We start from the raw sequence: 17,734 nt of genomic DNA, 5'->3' as shown, positions 1-17,734 counted from the left end.
AGTGATTAAGCTTGTGTCGTGAGATGCATTTTACTCGTTTCGAAATGCCTTTCCTGTGGCTTGTATTTCCACCTTCTATGGCTCCATAGCCAATAAGCTGGTTCATTACGAATCATTTCTTCAAGAAAACGGGTATGCATTTCAGTAATTTCAAATTCTTTAGTTTCCGCCGGATTCAAACACATCGGAACGCAATCAACAGCATAATATCCCCTTTTGATATAATTGATTTTAAAGTAAAAAATTGGCTGATTGGTCTTTTTTGCAATCTTTTCAATTCCAAGCTGGATTGAGGTTTGCTGATTCATAAAGCTTGTCCAGTAGTGAGATTCGTCTTTTGATGGTGCTTGGTCATTTCCAAAACTGAACATAGTAGGTGCATTTTTGCTTGCCTGCAAAGCCCTTAAAGTTTGGCGCATTGGAATGAGTTTATTACCAAACCTACTTCGAACTTTTTTGAACCAGTTATCAAAAACCGGATTGCTTAAGGGTTTGTAAATTGGATAATGGTTAGCAGAAAAATTTAATCCAATACCCAAAGTACCCCATTCCCAATTCCCATAATGGGCCGAGCAGATTAAAACACTTTTACCCGATTTAAAATAAGCTTCTACTTGTTCCTTGTTATTGAAAACAAACCGTTTTTTAATCTCGCTTTGAGAAATATTATTCATCTTAATAATTTCGAAAATTAGATCAGACAAATATTTATAAAACCGTTTTTCTATTACAATAAGCTCTGTTAAGTTTTTCTCTGGCAAAGCATTCAATAAATTTTCTCTTACTACCTTTCTTCGGTAACCGAAAACATAATAAATCAACAAAAAAACAACGTCTGAAAGTAGGTACAAAACAGACAGTGGCAATAGGGATAATACGCCTAAAAAAAATATTCCCAAATGGGAAAGCTCCTTCTTAATCATATCAATAAAAAATAATAAAAAATAAATCCTTACAAATGGCTTTGCAACAATTTCAAAACTTAGCTTTAAGCCATGCTGCCTGAAAGATCAGGTCTTCTTTCTTCAATTTTTGGTGTTTTTTTCTCTTGTTTATACTTCCACCTTCTATGGCTCCATAACCAGTAGGCAGGTTTTTCTTTAATCATTTCTTCAAGGAAATGAGTATGCATTTCTGTAATCTCAAACTCAGCTGTTTCTGCAGGTTGTAAACAAATTGGCACACAATCTACCTCATAATAACCACGTTTTAAATAATTAATCTTTAAGTAAAAAATAGGTCGATTGGTCTTTTTTGCAATTTTTTCAATTCCCAACTGAACTGATGTTTCCTGATTTAGAAAGCTAGTCCAATAATTCGATTCATCTTTTGATGGTGCTTGGTCGCTTCCGAAAGTAAACATATTGGCAGTGCCCCTGCTTGACTGAATTGCCCTTAAAGTTTGGCGCATGGCAACCATCCTATTGCCAAATTTACTTCTCATTTTAAAAAACCAATTATCAAATGCTTCGCTGCTTAATGGTTTGTAAATTGGGTAATGTTGACCAGAAAAATTTAATCCTATTGCCATGCAAACCCATTCGTAGTTGCCATAATGCGATGAACAGAAAAGCACACTTTCGTTATTTTGCAAATAAGCCTCAACCAAATCTATATTTTTGAACTTTACACGTTTTGAAAGTTCTTTCTTTGAGATACTTTTCATTTTAATTACCTCAACAAATAGTGAGGATAAAAATTTGTAGTATTCTTTTTCTATAGCATTAATTTCCGCAGCACTTTTATAGGGAAAAGCATTGTATAAATTCTCCTTCACCACTTTTCTGCGATATTTAAAAACGTAGAAAATCAGTAAGTAAAAGGCATCGGCTAATCTATATAATAGAAATAGTGGTAAAAGAGAAAGTGCGTTTAATAAAAATATCCCTAAAAAGGATAGGCTCTTATTAATCATATTAGGCTGATTAGTTTGTCAAAACAAAATTAATGTCCGAGCAAAAACCAATTGCCATGAAATTGTTAGATTTTTATTCCCAGAAGTTTTATGAAAAATTACTGACAGAAAATCAATCGAGCGATTAAGTTTTTGACAATTTTAATAGCTCGAGGAAGGAAAGTTGTCAAAGCTAAAAAAGCCTCCCCCTATTAAAGTTTCTGCTTTGGCAAATTAGTATCCCCCCCTCTCCAAAAGAGAGGGAAACGAAGTGTAGCAATCTCAAACTCCGATTTAAGTCCACATTGCCATACTACTACAGGTTTTCAAGCCCTCCCTTCAGGGGAGGATTTAGGTGGGGCTCTTAAATGCAAAAAGCCCCGATTTAAATCGAGGCTTTAACTTATAGCATTTCCCAACTCCCTCTCCTTCGGAGAGGGCTGGGGTGAGGGCTTTTAAGCGAATTGCTTGCCTTTAACTTTACGTTCTTGCTCTGTTAAGAAGATTTTACGTAAACGCATGCTTTGCGGTGTAACCTCGATATATTCATCGGCTTGGATATACTCCATTGCTTCTTCTAACGAGAATTTAATTGCAGGTGCAATACGGGCATTATCATCAGTACCAGAAGCACGCATGTTGGTTAATGCTTTTCCTTTAACGATGTTAATTACCAAATCGTTATCACGAATGTGCTCTCCTAAAATCTGGCCTTCGTAAATATCAGCTCCTGGATCAACAAAGAAACGACCTCTATCCTGTAACTTATCGATTGAGTATGCAGTAGTCATACCTTTATCCATAGAGATTAAAACACCATTTAAACGACCTGGAATTGTACCTTTCCAAGGCTCGTAAGCTTTGAAACGGTGTGCCATAATCGCCTCACCAGCGGTAGCCGTTAATACGTTGTTACGTAAACCAATAATACCACGAGATGGGATTTCGAATTCTAAGTGTTGTAAATCGCCTTTTGGCTCCATAATTAACAACTCACCTTTACGTTGAGTTACCAATTCGATTACTTTACCAGCAACATCACCAGGTACATCTACAATTAAAGTTTCAATTGGTTCATGTTTTTTACCATCGATTTCTTTAACAATAACCTGTGGCTGACCAACTTGTAACTCATAACCTTCGCGACGCATGGTTTCGATCAATACCGATAAATGCAGAATACCACGACCATAAACCAACCATGAATCTGCACCTTGTGTTTCAACCACTTTAAGCGCAAGGTTTTTCTCCATTTCCTTCATCAAACGATCTTTGATACGTTGTGAAGTAACCAATTTACCTTCTTTACCGAAGAATGGAGAATTGTTAATGGTGAACAACATATTCATTGTTGGCTCATCAATACTAATTACTGGTAATTGTTCTGGTGCTTCGAAATCAGCAATGGTATCGCCAATATCAAAACCATCAATACCAACAACAGCACAAATATCACCCGAGCTCACTTCTGTTGCACGAATTTTTCCTAAACCTTCGAAAGTATAAAGTTCTTTTACTCTTGATTTAACAATTTTGCCATCGCGTTTAATTAAAGTAACCGGCTGGTTTTCTTTAATTGTACCACGGTGAACACGACCAATTGCAATACGGCCTACGAAAGATGAGTAATCTAACGAAGTAATTTGCATTTGTAAAGTACCATCGTTAATTGGTGCAGGTGGAATGTTAGCCACAACTGCATCTAGTAAAGCAAAAATATCTGTAGTTGGTTTCTGCCAGTCTGTACTCATCCATCCTTGTTTAGATGAACCGTAAATTACTGGGAAATCCAATTGCTCTTCAGTTGCTTCAAGGTTAAAGAACAATTCGAAAATTTGCTCATAAACCTCTTCAGGGCGACAGTTTTCTTTATCCACTTTGTTTACAACCACAATTGGTTTTAAACCCAATGCCAAAGCTTTTTGCGTTACGAAACGCGTTTGAGGCATTGCACCTTCAAAAGCATCGCAGAGTAAAAGTACACCATCTGCCATTTTCAAAACACGCTCTACCTCACCGCCAAAATCCGCGTGACCAGGTGTATCGATAATGTTAATTTTTACGTCTTTGTACTGAACAGATACGTTTTTAGATACGATTGTGATACCACGCTCACGCTCTAAATCGTTATTATCCAATATTAACTCTCCTGTTTGTTCGTTGTCACGAAAAATAGAACAAGAGTGTAAAATCTTATCAACCAATGTAGTTTTACCGTGGTCAACGTGTGCTATAATAGCTATATTTCTAATCTTTTGCATAAAATGCGCCTCAAATTTGGCGCAAAGATAGTGTTTAGAAATGGATTTTCTACTATATAGCTCACTATTTAATGCTATGATAATGTTGTAATTATCTCATTTTTAATAAGAAATCAAATCTAGCAACTACTTTAGTATAAGCATAGGTTTCCTACTCAACAGGACTAGGGTAGCAAGAATGCAAACTTCAAATAATATTTTTAATTTTATCGATCTGGGAAACAAATCAGTATCGCAAGTCCTTTTTAGCGATATACAATGCGATCAATAAATGGAAATTAAAGAACACATCATTGGCAATATCAAAATTGCAGAAGTAATTTCTGATGGAATTATCATTAAAAATGCCGAAGATGGTTTAGATTTATTGGGCAACTTGTACTATCAGGATTTTGAAAAGATCATTATTCACATGCAAAATATAACCCCAGATTTTTTCAATCTAAAGAATGGGATCGCTGGGGAAATACTTCAGAAATTTTCGAACTACCGTGTCCGGCTTATAATTGTTGGGGATTTTAGCCTTCTCAAAAGCAAAAGTATTGCAGATTTTATTTTCGAGAGCAATAATGGACGCCAGGTTAATTTTTTGACAACCACCAGCGAGGCATTAAAAAGGCTTTCTACGTAATCTTTTTGCGAAAAATCAATTTTAAGCCTTTACCTTAAACAAGCTTGCCATTCTTCGTAGGATATTACTCCTAATTCTGGTTTTGCATTTCCTTCCAAAATGGAAATAAATTCTAAAATATGCCCATCTGGATCGTGAAAATAAACTGCAACTGCAGGCATCCAAGAAAAAACCATCGGTTTTTCTGTTCCATCATTCAAAAAATTGTAAGGCTGTAAATTTTTGGATTTAAGGTAATCGACAGATTTATTCAGTACATCATCTAAATCGCAACGGAAAGCAAAATGCCTGATGTCAATTTCATTTTTTGGCTTTTCCCAAAGGCCGAGCATAAATTCCTTAGGTTTTCCTATCCAAAAAAAAGAGGCCCTGCGCCCCTCTTCATAATAACACTGTTCTAAACCTAATACATTTTTGTAAAAATCGATTGATCTTTCTAAATCTTCAACATATAGATGTGTTTCAAATAATCCTTTTATCATTTAATGAAGTTAGATATTAGAAATATTTATAAAAAATCATGTTTATCGATTGATACATTGACAAAATCGATAAAGCTTAGATAAAAGGAAAGATTAAATCTAAACCTCGAACGCCCAATTTAAAAAAGCAGGCATTACACTTTCCCAAGTTGAAACATCATGTTTACCGCCTACTTTTTCGTAATAAAATACATGCTCTGGCCGTTTATAGCCTTTATTTAAGAGTCCTTTCACTACATCAATTGTATCATCAATAGAATCGATAATCAGGTTTTTATTGCGATCGGCCTTTTCATCTTCAGTTCCCGTCATTAACCAGAATTTCATGTCTGGTCGGGTTGAAGTTTGATCAATTAAGTTATGCATAATCCGATCTGCATCGGTATAACCGTTTGCCAAATCCTTTTTGCGCCACCAAAACGCACCAGAAAAAACACCAATTGCATCAAATACCGAAGGATTGTTCCATGCAATATCAAAAGCAGACAAACCGCCTAATGAAAAACCTGCAAAAGCAACTCTGCCCGTAATTGGCATGGCTATTTTCTTTTTTACGAAAGGCAAAAGCTCTTTAATAATAAAATCTGTATATAATTCTGCTTTTGCTCCACGACCCTTAAAATCGGGAACACCCGCAACACCGTACTCCATTAAACGATCGGCAGAGGCTTTAATGGCAACAACAATTAATCGGTGGTTTCTTTTATTGTGATGGGCCTCTTCCAAAATTTTGGTGAAATTCATTTTGGCCACATCCTGACCATCGTTTAATAAAAGAAGCTCTATTTTTTCATTGCCCAAAATACCTTCAGGCACATAAATATCTATTTCAACCTCGTGCTTTAAAAAAGCAGAAGGAATCTTAAAATTAATGGTGTTAACTTTTACTGATAAAATTGTAGTATACATAATATTCAAATCCCGATCACAACGGCTTATTGTTTCAGAAATCGGGGCAAAGGTACAAATCTTGATAAACTATTAATTATCAGCAATCAATTTTTACACTAAGCTTTTATTTTAGATCAATTACGTTCTTTTTCTTGAATTTAATTTCTATCTTAAAACATTCAATTTAAAATATGGTTAAAGAAGAACATAAGAAGTGGTACAGCCCAAATTTAAGTGCTGAGATCGACATGCTCACTTTTGGCCACGGTGGTATCCCTATTCTACTGTTTCCAACGAGCATGGGCCGATATTTCGAAAATAAAGATTTCAAACTAATAGACTCCGTTGAGGGTTTTATTAACGAAGGAAAGATTAAGATTTATTGTCCTGATGGCATTGATAAGTTAAGCTGGTACAACAAAAGCATACATCCCGCAGATAGAGTAAAAAATCACATTTGGTACGACAAATATCTTCTGGAGGAATTAGCACCTTTAGCCAGGCATGAAACCGGGCACAGCAAAATTATAACCGCTGGCTGTAGTTTCGGAGGTTATCACGCAGCCAATTTCGCATTTAGACATCCTTGGCTGGTTAGCCATATGTTTAGCATGAGCGGTGCATTTGACATTACCGGACAGTTGGATGGTTTCTACAATGACGATGTATATTTCAATAATCCGGTAGATAATCTGATGAACAACAGTAACCCCGAATTACATTACATGAAAATTGTTTTGGGCACAACCGATAGAGATATGTGCAGGCCAGACAACGAACGTTTATCTGGCATCCTGGCTCAAAAAGGAATAAACCATTGGTTAGATATCAGACAAAATGCCGATCACGATTGGCCAATCTGGAGAGAAATGTTTCCAAATTACATCGCACAGTTATAGGTGTTACTTAACAATAAAACAATTTAGCAATTAATCAGTTACACGATTAACCCATTACACAATTAAATATAATAGTACCAATGAAAAAAATAGGGATTTTATTTGGCCAGGAACGTTCTTTTCCTGAAGCCGTGATTGAGAGAATTAACCAAAAGGCAGAAAAGGGCATTACCGCCGAAGCTGTTAAAATCGAAAAAATATTTCAAAATGCACCCTTAGATTATGCCGTAATTATCGATCGTATTTCTCAGGATGTGCCATTTTACCGTGCATCATTAAAAAATGCCGCAATAACAGGAACCGCAGTAATCAATAATCCATTTTGGTGGAGTGCCGATGAAAAGTTCTTTAATAATGCCTTGGCAGAACAAATTGGCGTTCCAGTGCCAAAAACCGCTTTGATTCCATCAAGAGAGCATCCAACAGGTACAACAGGCGATTCTTTTTCTAACTTAACCATGCCATTAAATTGGGATGCCATTTTTGAATACACCGGCTTTCCGGCTTACATGAAACCTTACGATGGTGGCGGATGGAGAGATGTTTACAAACTGCATGATAAGGAAGATTTCTTTGATAAACATAGTGGAACCCAACAATTGGTAATGCTTTTACAAGAAGAAATTATCTTCGATGAATATTTTAGATGCTATTGCATTGGCGGAAAACATGTTCGCATAATGCAATACGATCCTCGCAACCCACACCATTTACGTTACGCCGTAGATAAAGCTCCATCAAGCGAAAAACTCTTAAAAACAGTTGAAGAATATACGCTTAAGCTATGTAAGTATTTGGGGTATGATTTTAATACTGTTGAGTTTGCTGTAAGAGATGGAATTCCAATCGCTATTGATTTCTGTAACCCTGCACCAGATGCTGATATTAAAAGTGTTGGACAGGAAAATTTTGACTGGGTAGTAGAAACTACTGCAAATTATGCCATAGAAAGAGCCAAAGCTCAAAAAGATGGTCAGGATAATTTAACTTGGGGCGAATACATTAAATCTTCGGTTGCTGGAAAACCCTTAATGGCTAAAGCATCACCTAAAGTTGCGGATAAACCGGCTGCACCTAAAAAAGTTGCCGCACCAAAAGCAACTGCTGAAAAGGCGCCAGCTAAACCAAAAAAAGCACCAACAAAAAAATAAAAGGGATCTAAATTAAACATTACTAGGATGAATGAATTCACGCTTGGGATAGAGGAAGAGTACATGGTAATTGATCCCGTTACCAGGGAACTAACCTCTCATGACCAAAAAATTGTAGAAGCCGCACAAAAAATCCACAAAGATCAGGTTAAGGCAGAAATGCATCAAGCTGTTGTAGAGGTAGGTACAGGCATTTGCAAAACAACAGAAGAGGCAAGAAAAGAAATTTCGCAATTGCGTTATACCGTTTCACAGCTCGCTGGCGAACAAGGCTTGCGCATTGGCGCTGCTGGCACACACCCATTTTCGCACTGGGAAAAACAATTGATAACAGAACATCCCCGTTATAATGAAATAGTAAACGAACTACAGGAAGCTGCCCGTTCCAATTTAATTTTTGGATTGCACGTTCATGTAGGTTTTCAATCTAGAGAACTTGCAATTCATATTGCAAATCAGGTGCGCTATTTTTTGCCACATGTTTTTGCACTGTCAACAAATTCTCCCTTTTGGGAATCGAGAAATACAGGTTATAAATCTTTTAGAACCAAAATTTTCGATAAATTTCCGAGAACCGGCATACCTGATATTTTTAATAGTATTGAAGATTACGACAACTATGTAAAACTGCTTATCAAAACCAATTGCATGGATAATGCAAAGAAAATTTGGTGGGATATTCGCGTTCACCCTTTCTTTGATACAGTAGAATTCCGCATTTGCGATTGCCCAATGCTTATTGATGAAACAATGGCTTTTACTGCATTATTTCAAGCGTTATGTGCCAAGTTGTACAAACTTCGTTTACAAAACATGGAGTTTATAAGCTACTCCAGAGCCTTAATTAACGAAAATAAATGGCGTGCTGCCCGTTATGGAATTGATGGCAACTTAATTGATTTTGGTAAAGAGATGGAGGTTAATTGCCGGAATCTTGTTTTAGAATTATTGGATTTTGTTGATGATGTGGTGGATGATTTGGGCTGCAGAAATGATTTAAATTACGTTCATAAAATACTTGAGCAAGGTACTGGGGCTGATAGGCAGTTGGCTGTTTACGCACAAACTGGTAGCTTTGAATCGGTGGTTGATTATATTACCACCCAAACACTTATAGGTGCAAAGTAAATTATAATGGATAAAATAAGTTTAAAGGTCGCCGTTATCGATATGAATAATGGCGCACTTAATCAGGGCATGCGGGGAATTCAGGAAATTTTATCCCGCTTTAGAAACGAACACAATATTGATCTCTCTTTCGATATTTTCGATTTAAGACAAAAGGGAGAAATACCGAGTATTGATTATGATGCATACATTTCTAGCGGTGGTCCCGGAAGCCCGATTGAGAGCAAAGGGGAACAGTGGGAAAATGATTTTTTCAATCTTTTAGATCAGATTGAAAGCTATAATGCAGCGCACGATGATAAAAAGAAATATGCCTTTTTAATCTGTCATTCTTTTCAGTTGGCTTGTCGTAAATACAACTTAGGCAATGTAACCGAACGGCGATCAAATGCTTTTGGAATTTTTCCGATTACGCTAACCGAAGACGGAGAAAAGGATGAAATTTTTAATGGAATTACTAACCCCTTTTTCTCGGTTGATAGTAGAGATTGGCAGGTTATTGAGCCAAATTTTGATGCTTTTGAAGCTAAAGGCGCTAAACTTTTAGCAATTGAAAAGGAACGAAAACATGTTGATTTAGAACGCTGTATGATGTCGATCCGTTTTTCTAATGAAATTATCGGAACCCAGTTTCATCCAGAGGCTGATCCGGTGGGCATGAAAATGTACTTGCTTCAAGATGAAAAGAAAAAGGTGATTATTGATACACATGGCGAGGCTAAATATTTCGATATGCTAAACAGTTTAGATGATCCTGCGAGAATTGTACTTACCCAAAGTGTTGTTCTGCCAAATTTTTTACAGAAAGCGATCGGAAATTTTCAGGAGGCGTAAAGCCAGAAAATAAATATTATCTATTCTTTAAGCGGTCGTCATTGCGAGGCACGAAGCAATCTTAAAACGTTCGCTAATCAACTCGTAGCATTAGGATTGCTTCGTGCCTCGCAATGACGATATTATTAAAAGAAAAATATGATACCAGCTCAAAGACATAAATTTAATCAGCAATTTACCGAAGAAAAATACCAAAACTTTATCCAAAAGCTGGAAAATGGTTATCCAGAAATACCTTTCAGAGTTGCAGAAACACCAGTTTTTGTTCCAAAGGAGTTAAAGGAAAAATTAATTTTAGCTGGCGAAGAAATTATCAATCTAATAAAACAACCGAATTTTAAAGCTCTGACTCAAAAATCCATTCCAGAAAACTGGAATGTTCCCAATGAAAACGAGCAACCTCATTTTTTAACTTTCGATTTTGGAATCTGCAAAAATGCTACTGGAGCACTAACTCCTATGTTAATCGAAATGCAGGGTTTCCCATCGCTGTACGGTTTTCAAAATCATCTCTCAAAAACTTATCGTGACTGTTATGAAATTAACAATTCCGTAAATCATTTTTTAAACGGCTTTAACGAAGAAAAATACATCGAATTATTTAAGGAAGTGATCATTGGCAAACATCAGCCACATGAAGTAGCCTTAATGGATGTTGATGCGCCAAATCAAAAAACAGCCATAGATTTCTTCGTGACCCAGAAAATGCTGGGCATAAAAATCTTGGCGCTCGAAGACATCAAGAAAGTAGGCAAACAATTATTTTATGTAGAAGATGGTAAACAAATCCAATTAAAACGGATTTACAATCGCCTTATTTTTGATGAGGTTGCCAATAATACCGAGGTTTTCAAAAACAGTTTCGATCCAAGAGAAGCATTGGATATTGAATGGGTAACTCATCCAAATTGGTTTTACAGAATTAGCAAATACACCATGCCTTTTTTAAAAAGTGAGTTTGTTCCAGAAACACGTTTTTTAAATGAGGTTGAAACCATCCCAGCGGATTTGGAAAATTATGTTTTAAAACCACTTTTTTCTTTTGCAGGAATGGGCGTGATTATAGATGTAACCGAAAATGATATTAAAAGCATTCCTGATCCAAAAAACTGGATTTTACAGCGCAAGGTAACTTACGAACCCGCTGTACAGGCTCCAGACGGAGGCGTAAAAGCCGAAATTAGAATGATGTATTTATGGCCAGATGGTGGAGAACCTCAGCTTTGCATTAATTTAGCCAGGTTAAGCAAAGGAAAAATGATTGGTGTGCGCTACAATGCAGATTTTGACTGGGTTGGTGGAACGGTAGGCTTTATGGAGGAGTAATGTTCATTCTCATAACCACAGAGGACATGAAGAATGTATAAAGCACATGGAGAATAGTTTCTCTGCCATTTGTGATAAAAAACATTATATACCTACTCGGTGTAAACTCCGTTTCCCATGGTAAAATCCCGCTTTTTAATAATTTACATTTAACTGAACTCAAAACAGCAAATGCACCATATATTTGTACTATGAATATTCAAACCCTATTAGTCTTTTTACTTTTTGCGGTCGCATTGGTATATGTTGGCCGATTGGTTTATAAATCTTTACAGGTTAAGAAAGATGGCTGTGGAGGCAATTGCAAATGTGGTGTAGATTTTTCCGATATCAAGCCTGTTAAAAAGTAATCTGTCTCTTTATGATCAATCAGTTTAAAAATTACCTTAAGGAAAAAATACAAATAACTGATGAGCAATTCGACAGCATTTCTGGCGATTTAAAAATAAAGAAATTCGATAAAAACGAAATTATCCAATATACCGGAGATATAAGCAAGCATGGCTTTTTTGTTTGCAAAGGTCTATTGAGAACTTACTCTATCGATTCTAAGGGAAAGGAACACATTCTTCAATTTGCTCCAGAAAACTGGTTAATATCAGATAGAAATAATATGAATAATGAAGCATCTGTCTTTTTTATAGATGCCATTGAAAATACAGAAGCGGTTTTAATGCCAAATGATTTTATGGAGCAGGCGGCAATAAAAGTTCCCTGCTTACAGCCCATGCATACGCGTTTGCTCAACAACTCCATCCGCTTTATGCAGAAGAGAATTAATATGCTACTAAGTGCAACTGCCGAAGAACGTTATCTAGATTTCATAAAACTTTATCCCAATCTTACACTCCGCGTTCCACAGTGGATGATTGCATCGTATTTAGGAATAACGCCAGAATCTCTAAGTCGCGTAAGAAAAGAATTAGCCAATAAGCACTTTCGCCCATCGTAAATTTTGAATGCGTGAATAGATAGTTTGTTAAACAATCATACAATCTATCATTCTCTAATTCACTCATTTAATTAACATACATCAATTTCTACTCCAAGGCTGTGCTGTACTTTTGTGTTGTTAATATTAAACATCTCAAAAAACAAAAGATATGGCAACTACTAAATGGACATTAGATCCAACCCACAGCGAATTACAATTCAAAGTAAAACACTTAATGATTACTACCGTAACAGGTAGCTTAAAATCCTTCTCAGCAGATCTAACTTCTGAAGGCGATGAATTCGAAAATGCTGATATTTCTTTCAAAGGAGATATCGATTCTTTAGATACAGGCAACACAGATCGCGATACGCATTTAAAAAGTGGCGATTTCTTTGATGCAGAAAAATTTGCCCACATAGAATTCAAATCAACCTCTGTAGAAAAAGATGGAAGCGATTATATTGTTAAAGGTGATTTAACCATTAAAGGCGAAACAAAACCTGTTAAATTAACAGCAGAATTTGGTGGCATCGCTACAGATCCTTGGGGAAATACAAAAGCTGGTTTTACTTTAAGTGGCAAAATTAACCGTTCTGATTTCGGTTTAACCTGGAATGCAGCATTAGAAACCGGTGGTGTAATGGTAAGTGAAGAAGTACGCATTTTAGGCGAATTACAATTCGTTAAACAAGCATAGAGCGTTGAGTTGGGCGCATAATAAAGATATGCGCTCAGCCCCATGCCTTAAATTTAAAGGTAATGGAAGTTAAACAAATAGAAAAGGTATTAAAAGCCCCTGCGCCACACATGGTTGGCGATGGCTTTAGAGTACATAATTTTTTCCCTAGCGGATACGAAATAGATATGAGCCCATTTTTCTTAATGGATTATGGATCTAAAATCGAATTTTCTGCCAGACGAGAGCCAAGAGGCGTTGGCGTACACCCGCATCGGGGTTTTGAAACCGTAACAATTGCCTATCATGGAGCAGTAGCCCATCACGATAGTTCTGGAAACAGTGGCATCATTTATCCCGGAGACGTGCAATGGATGACCGCAGCGAGTGGGATTTTACATAAGGAATACCATGAGCAGAGTTATAGTTTAGCTGGAGGACCTTTCCAAATGGTACAGCTGTGGGTTAATCTTCCGGCTAAAGCCAAAATGAGCAAACCGAAATATCAAGCTGTAAAGCAGGTTGATATGGCTAAATTCATTTTGCCAAATGATGGTGGCGTTATTGAGGTAATTGCTGGAAACTACAACAGTATTAAAGGCAATGCCAGTACATTTACCCCGATAGAGGTATATAATGCAAGATTGAATAAGGGAGTCAAGGCAACGTTCCATTTTAAAAGCACTTACAACACTGGCTTTATGATTATTGAAGGTTCAGTAAAGGTTAATAATTTAGAGATTGCTGATCAGGATATGTTTGTTCATTTTAAAAATGAGGGCGAACGTATAGAAGTTGAAGCTTTAGAAAATAGCGTTATTTTAGTTTTAAGCGGCGAACCTATTGATGAGCCTATTGTGCAATACGGCCCATTTTTAATGAATACTGAAGAAGAAATTAATCAGGCAATTTCAGATTACAATCAAGGCCGATTTGGTTATTTAGAAGAATAAAACAGGTTTAATTATATATTTTGAGCCGGCATTTTTTATAAAATTTGTCGGCTTTTTTGTACCTTCTTGTGTTTATAAACCTGATCGGAGCGGACACGAAGTGCAACGGAGTAAAGCGAAGAGCAGGACTAACAATGAAATAAAATACAGGTTTCGCTTTCCTTAGAATTAGTTTCATACAATCTTCATTTTGAATCTTGATATTTGTTACATAAAATCAGAACAGAAAAATGTCCGGAAAACAAATCTTTCAAACTGAAAACAAAAAACGCTGGAATACTTTTACCTGGGTAAGTCGTTCATTTTTTTTAGTTTTCATCATCGCGATCATTTGCGTTGCTTTTACTTTGTCGTCGGTGCAATATCCCGATTTGCCTTTCATAAATACCAATTCGCCTTTAACGCAAAAACAGTTAGAAAAGTTAAAGAGATCTCAACAGTATAAAGATTTTTCGATTCAAAAATCTAAGCTTCAACAAATTAGAAAAGATCGGCAACAAAGAATTTTATCTCGCAAGGGCAATCACAATAAGCGAATTAACATGGCCTTTTATGTGAGCTGGGCAGGTACTGCGAGCCAATCACTGTCAGATTTAAAACGCAACATTGGTCATTTAGATATGGTTGCTACCGAATCTTTCTTTTTAAATGGAGATTCTATTGTTGATAAGGCCGATACGGCTGCGCTTAGGGTAATTAAAGAAGGTAAAAAATCTGCAATTGCCGTTGTCTCAAATTTCAATAAAGATCATTGGGATGGCGACGCCGTAAAAAGGCTTTTATCCAATCAACCGGCTCAGCAGAAGTTGATTTATGATTTAATTAACATCACTAAAAAATATGGATTTAAGGGCATAAATATAGATTTCGAAGAACTGAATTTAGAAAATGGTGACAGCTTTAATGCCTTCATGAAAAATCTCTATACACAGTTTCATGCCGAAAATTTAATTGTTTCGCAGGATATTTCTCCAGAAAATGATGATTATAAACCAGAAATACTCCAACATTATAACGATTATATTATATTAATGGCTTACGATCAGCACTCTGATCAAAGTAATGCGGGAGATATTTCTCACCAAGAATGGGTTGAGGAAAAACTTGATGATATTTGTAGTAAGATGGATGCCAATAAGGTGATTTTGGCACTTGCATGCTATGGTTACGATTGGCCCAAAAATAGCATCGGTACCCCTGTTACCTACGAACAGGCCATTATAAAAGCTGTTGATCTTAAATCAAAAATAAATTATAATCCAGCTTCTGCAAACTTAAATTATTCTTACAAAGATGGTAGTGGAATGGAGCATGATGTTTATTTTACAGATGCCGCAACCTACTTTAACTTAATTCGGAAAGCGGATGACTGGGATATTGCTGGTGTTGCATTATGGCGCTTGGGATCTGAAGATAAACGTTTATGGTCTTTCATTTCTGAAGATCTGAGCTTGGATTCGTTAAAGAAAAAGCCAATCGATTTACGTAAAATTTCTGCGTTAACGATGGGTGGAATCTCATATATTGGAGATGGCGAAATCCTAGATTTAGTATCAACCCCAAATCCGGGAAGTGTTCACTTTACATTAGATAAAACCAATTTTACAATTGCCAACCAAATTTATACCCGTTTGCCAAGTCAATATGTTATTAAAAGATTTGGTGAGGCAGATAAGAAAATAGCCCTAACATTTGATGATGGCCCTGACCCTGTTTACACTCCGCAGGTAATGAGTATCTTAAAAAAAGAAAATGTTCCAGGCTGTTTCTTTGTTGTGGGTATTATGGCCGAACAAAATATGGAATTGCTAAGGCAAGAATACAATGAAGGCTACGAAATCGGAAATCATACGTTTTTCCATCCAGACATGTCTGCTATTGGTCCGAGGCGGGTTAAATTTGAACTGAACGCAACAAGAAGATTAATTGAGGCCGTAACCGGACACAGTACCATCTTATTTAGAGCACCCTTTAATGCAGATGCCGAACCTCAGAATATTTCTGAAATCTTGCCGGTTGCCCAAAGTAGGAAAGAAAACTACATTAATATTGGAGAATACATTGACCCAGAAGATTGGCAACCTGGTAAAACAGCCGATCAAATTTTTGATGAAGTTGTAAAACAGCAAAATAATGGCAACATTTTATTACTCCATGATGCCGGTGGGAACCGTGAGGCAACTGTTGCCGCATTGCCAAGGATTATAAAATTCTTTAAAGCCAAAGGGTATACCTTTACAACGGTTGGTGATTTAATGGGCAAGAAAAGATCAGAACTGATGCCTGCGGTACAATCTAAAGCCAATAGTGGTTTCACAGGGTCTGGTGATTACTTTTTCATAAATTTCTTTTACTATGGAAATTTGATTTTAAACGCAATTTTTACCGTAGCAATTGCATTGGCCATACTTAGAACCATTTTCATTGCTTACCTAGCTATCCGCCAACGCAAAAGATCAATAAGAAATGCATATAAACTGATCGAAAATCCAACCAAAAAGGTGAGCATTATTATTCCTGCCTATAACGAAGAAGTAACTGCGATTCAAACTTTAAACAGCTTACTTAAAACCACTTATCCAAATTTCGAATTGATTTTTGTTGATGATGGCTCTAAAGATAAGACTTTCGAGATTGTAAGCCAGCACTTTGGAGATCATCCTCAGATAAAAGTTTACCGCAAAGAAAACGGAGGTAAAGCCTCGGCTTTAAACTATGGAATTACAAAAGCATCTGCAGAATTTATCATCTGTATTGATGCCGATACGCAATTAAAAACGGATGCCGTAACAGAATTAATGCGCTATTTCTACAGCCCAAAAATTGCAGCAGTTGCAGGTACGGTTAAAGTTGGTAATGCAGACAATATTATTACCAAATGGCAATCTATTGAATACATAACGGCTCAAAACATGGATAGAAGAGCTTTTGACCTTCTAAATACTATTACGGTTGTACCGGGTGCAATTGGGGCTTTTAGAAAAGATGTGGTATTGGAAATTGGTGGTTTTACCATCGATACCCTCGCTGAGGATTGCGATTTAACCATGCGAATTTTAAAAGCTGGCTATAAAGTAAAAAACTGTGATACGGCCATTGCATATACAGAAGCACCAGAAACGGTTAACATGCTCTTGAAACAGCGTTTCCGTTGGAGTTTTGGCGTGATGCAAAGCTTCTGGAAAAATAGAAAAACACTACTGAATAAAAAGTATGGCTATTTCGGTATGGTGGGCATGCCTAATATTTTGATCTATCAGATTATTTTGCCTTTATTCTCACCATTGGCAGATTTATTTATGCTGATCTCACTCATTACAGGTTTATTCTCGCTGGGCGCCATAAATAACCTTACGCTAACCGGTTTTTCTGGAATCTTGAGTTTGCATAATGGTTTCGGCCAAGTGCTATTTTACTACATCATTTTCATTATTGTGGATATGATTTTTGCAGGGATAGCCTTTAAAATGGAAAAAGAGAAATACAAAAACCTACTTTATATTTTCCCTCAGCGTTTTTTCTGGAGACAATTGATGTACGTTGTGCTTTTCCGTTCGGTAAGAAAAGCCATTAAAGGCGAATTAGAAACCTGGGGAACGTTAAAAAGAACGGGCAATGTTAAGGAGACTATGTCTTAATTTTAATTAGGCTTGTTAAGAATATTCGTCATT

Annotated in this window: 16 protein-coding genes; 11 read left to right on the top strand and 5 right to left on the bottom strand. The window is 36.5% G+C overall.

Annotated elements, in window-relative coordinates; translation table 11 throughout:
• Window positions 1–5: 5 nt before the first annotated feature.
• The 3 genes from DF947_RS07665 to typA all read right to left on the bottom strand — a co-directional run bounded on the left by DF947_RS07665 (window position 6) and on the right by typA (window position 4,155).
• A complete protein-coding gene (locus tag DF947_RS07665) occupies window positions 6–923 on the bottom strand; it encodes a lysophospholipid acyltransferase family protein (protein ID WP_109929097.1) in 918 nt (305 codons plus the stop codon).
• 65 nt (window positions 924–988) lie between these two features.
• On the bottom strand, window positions 989–1,915 hold the full coding sequence (locus DF947_RS07660; protein ID WP_109929096.1) for a lysophospholipid acyltransferase family protein: 927 nt from the start codon (window positions 1,913–1,915) through the stop codon (window positions 989–991).
• 434 nt (window positions 1,916–2,349) lie between these two features.
• On the bottom strand, window positions 2,350–4,155 hold the full coding sequence (typA, locus tag DF947_RS07655) for a translational GTPase TypA (protein WP_109929095.1): 1,806 nt from the start codon (window positions 4,153–4,155) through the stop codon (window positions 2,350–2,352).
• Between the two features lie 271 nt (window positions 4,156–4,426).
• Between typA and DF947_RS07650 the strand changes: the two genes are divergently transcribed.
• A complete protein-coding gene (locus DF947_RS07650; protein ID WP_109929094.1) occupies window positions 4,427–4,786 on the top strand; it encodes a DUF4180 domain-containing protein in 360 nt (119 codons plus the stop codon).
• 29 nt (window positions 4,787–4,815) lie between these two features.
• Here the strand turns inward: DF947_RS07650 and DF947_RS07645 are convergent, their stop codons facing one another.
• On the bottom strand, window positions 4,816–5,268 hold the full coding sequence (locus DF947_RS07645) for a VOC family protein (protein WP_109929093.1): 453 nt from the start codon (window positions 5,266–5,268) through the stop codon (window positions 4,816–4,818).
• Window positions 5,269–5,367: 99 nt separating this feature from the next.
• The gene (locus DF947_RS07640) at window positions 5,368–6,177 is read right to left on the bottom strand and encodes an alpha/beta hydrolase (RefSeq protein WP_240615332.1); all 810 of its coding nucleotides are present in this window, start codon (window positions 6,175–6,177) and stop codon (window positions 5,368–5,370) included.
• A gap of 173 nt (window positions 6,178–6,350) precedes the next feature.
• On the opposite strand from DF947_RS07640, the gene DF947_RS07635 reads away from it, so the two are divergent.
• The 10 genes from DF947_RS07635 (at window position 6,351) to DF947_RS07590 (ending at window position 17,701) form a co-directional block, all read left to right on the top strand.
• Window positions 6,351–7,058 (top strand): esterase family protein, encoded by a 708-nt coding sequence (locus DF947_RS07635; RefSeq protein ID WP_109929092.1) that lies wholly within the window; start codon window positions 6,351–6,353, stop codon window positions 7,056–7,058.
• 80 nt (window positions 7,059–7,138) lie between these two features.
• The gene (locus DF947_RS07630) at window positions 7,139–8,209 is read left to right on the top strand and encodes an ATP-grasp domain-containing protein (RefSeq protein ID WP_109929091.1); all 1,071 of its coding nucleotides are present in this window, start codon (window positions 7,139–7,141) and stop codon (window positions 8,207–8,209) included.
• Between the two features lie 27 nt (window positions 8,210–8,236).
• Window positions 8,237–9,337 (top strand): carboxylate-amine ligase, encoded by a 1,101-nt coding sequence (locus DF947_RS07625; RefSeq protein WP_109929090.1) that lies wholly within the window; start codon window positions 8,237–8,239, stop codon window positions 9,335–9,337.
• A 6-nt stretch (window positions 9,338–9,343) separates the two neighbouring features.
• Entirely contained in the window at window positions 9,344–10,171 is an 828-nt protein-coding gene (locus tag DF947_RS07620) for a type 1 glutamine amidotransferase (RefSeq protein WP_109929089.1), read from the top strand.
• A gap of 138 nt (window positions 10,172–10,309) precedes the next feature.
• Window positions 10,310–11,497 (top strand): ATP-grasp domain-containing protein, encoded by a 1,188-nt coding sequence (locus DF947_RS07615; RefSeq protein WP_109929088.1) that lies wholly within the window; start codon window positions 10,310–10,312, stop codon window positions 11,495–11,497.
• 191 nt (window positions 11,498–11,688) lie between these two features.
• Window positions 11,689–11,847 carry a FeoB-associated Cys-rich membrane protein gene (locus tag DF947_RS07610; RefSeq protein ID WP_109929087.1) on the top strand — a complete coding sequence of 53 codons (159 nt, stop codon included), beginning with the start codon at window positions 11,689–11,691 and terminating at the stop codon, window positions 11,845–11,847.
• An 11-nt stretch (window positions 11,848–11,858) separates the two neighbouring features.
• Complete coding sequence (locus DF947_RS07605; protein WP_109929086.1) at window positions 11,859–12,449, top strand: Crp/Fnr family transcriptional regulator; 591 nt, start codon at window positions 11,859–11,861, stop codon at window positions 12,447–12,449.
• Window positions 12,450–12,600: 151 nt separating this feature from the next.
• Window positions 12,601–13,131: a YceI family protein gene (locus DF947_RS07600; protein WP_109929085.1), complete on the top strand. Its 531-nt coding sequence runs from the start codon at window positions 12,601–12,603 to the stop codon at window positions 13,129–13,131.
• A 62-nt stretch (window positions 13,132–13,193) separates the two neighbouring features.
• Window positions 13,194–14,063 (top strand): pirin family protein, encoded by an 870-nt coding sequence (locus DF947_RS07595; protein WP_109929084.1) that lies wholly within the window; start codon window positions 13,194–13,196, stop codon window positions 14,061–14,063.
• A gap of 230 nt (window positions 14,064–14,293) precedes the next feature.
• Window positions 14,294–17,701: a glycosyltransferase gene (locus DF947_RS07590; RefSeq protein ID WP_109929083.1), complete on the top strand. Its 3,408-nt coding sequence runs from the start codon at window positions 14,294–14,296 to the stop codon at window positions 17,699–17,701.
• Window positions 17,702–17,734 lie beyond the last annotated feature (33 nt).

Origin of the sequence: Pedobacter paludis, from assembly GCF_003173575.1 — a bacterium.
GTDB lineage: Bacteria > Bacteroidota > Bacteroidia > Sphingobacteriales > Sphingobacteriaceae > Pedobacter > Pedobacter paludis.
Note: the sequence above shows the minus strand (reverse complement) of the source record. Positions and strands in the feature narration are given on the sequence as shown.

What these genes read in the sequence shown, in the direction of transcription:
- DF947_RS07620 (WP_109929089.1), top strand. Translation starts at nt 9,344, where the DNA reads ATGGATAAAATAAGTTTAAAGGTCGCCGTTATCGATATGAATAATGGC.
- DF947_RS07600 (WP_109929085.1), top strand. Translation starts at nt 12,601, where the DNA reads ATGGCAACTACTAAATGGACATTAGATCCAACCCACAGCGAATTACAA.
- DF947_RS07650 (WP_109929094.1), top strand. Translation starts at nt 4,427, where the DNA reads ATGGAAATTAAAGAACACATCATTGGCAATATCAAAATTGCAGAAGTA.
- DF947_RS07615 (WP_109929088.1), top strand. Translation starts at nt 10,310, where the DNA reads ATGATACCAGCTCAAAGACATAAATTTAATCAGCAATTTACCGAAGAA.
- DF947_RS07625 (WP_109929090.1), top strand. Translation starts at nt 8,237, where the DNA reads ATGAATGAATTCACGCTTGGGATAGAGGAAGAGTACATGGTAATTGAT.
- DF947_RS07635 (WP_109929092.1), top strand. Translation starts at nt 6,351, where the DNA reads ATGGTTAAAGAAGAACATAAGAAGTGGTACAGCCCAAATTTAAGTGCT.
- DF947_RS07590 (WP_109929083.1), top strand. Translation starts at nt 14,294, where the DNA reads ATGTCCGGAAAACAAATCTTTCAAACTGAAAACAAAAAACGCTGGAAT.
- DF947_RS07610 (WP_109929087.1), top strand. Translation starts at nt 11,689, where the DNA reads ATGAATATTCAAACCCTATTAGTCTTTTTACTTTTTGCGGTCGCATTG.
- DF947_RS07595 (WP_109929084.1), top strand. Translation starts at nt 13,194, where the DNA reads ATGGAAGTTAAACAAATAGAAAAGGTATTAAAAGCCCCTGCGCCACAC.
- DF947_RS07605 (WP_109929086.1), top strand. Translation starts at nt 11,859, where the DNA reads ATGATCAATCAGTTTAAAAATTACCTTAAGGAAAAAATACAAATAACT.
- DF947_RS07645 (WP_109929093.1), bottom strand. Translation starts at nt 5,268, where the DNA reads ATGATAAAAGGATTATTTGAAACACATCTATATGTTGAAGATTTAGAA.
- DF947_RS07660 (WP_109929096.1), bottom strand. Translation starts at nt 1,915, where the DNA reads ATGATTAATAAGAGCCTATCCTTTTTAGGGATATTTTTATTAAACGCA.
- DF947_RS07630 (WP_109929091.1), top strand. Translation starts at nt 7,139, where the DNA reads ATGAAAAAAATAGGGATTTTATTTGGCCAGGAACGTTCTTTTCCTGAA.
- typA (WP_109929095.1), bottom strand. Translation starts at nt 4,155, where the DNA reads ATGCAAAAGATTAGAAATATAGCTATTATAGCACACGTTGACCACGGT.
- DF947_RS07665 (WP_109929097.1), bottom strand. Translation starts at nt 923, where the DNA reads ATGATTAAGAAGGAGCTTTCCCATTTGGGAATATTTTTTTTAGGCGTA.
- DF947_RS07640 (WP_240615332.1), bottom strand. Translation starts at nt 6,177, where the DNA reads ATGTATACTACAATTTTATCAGTAAAAGTTAACACCATTAATTTTAAG.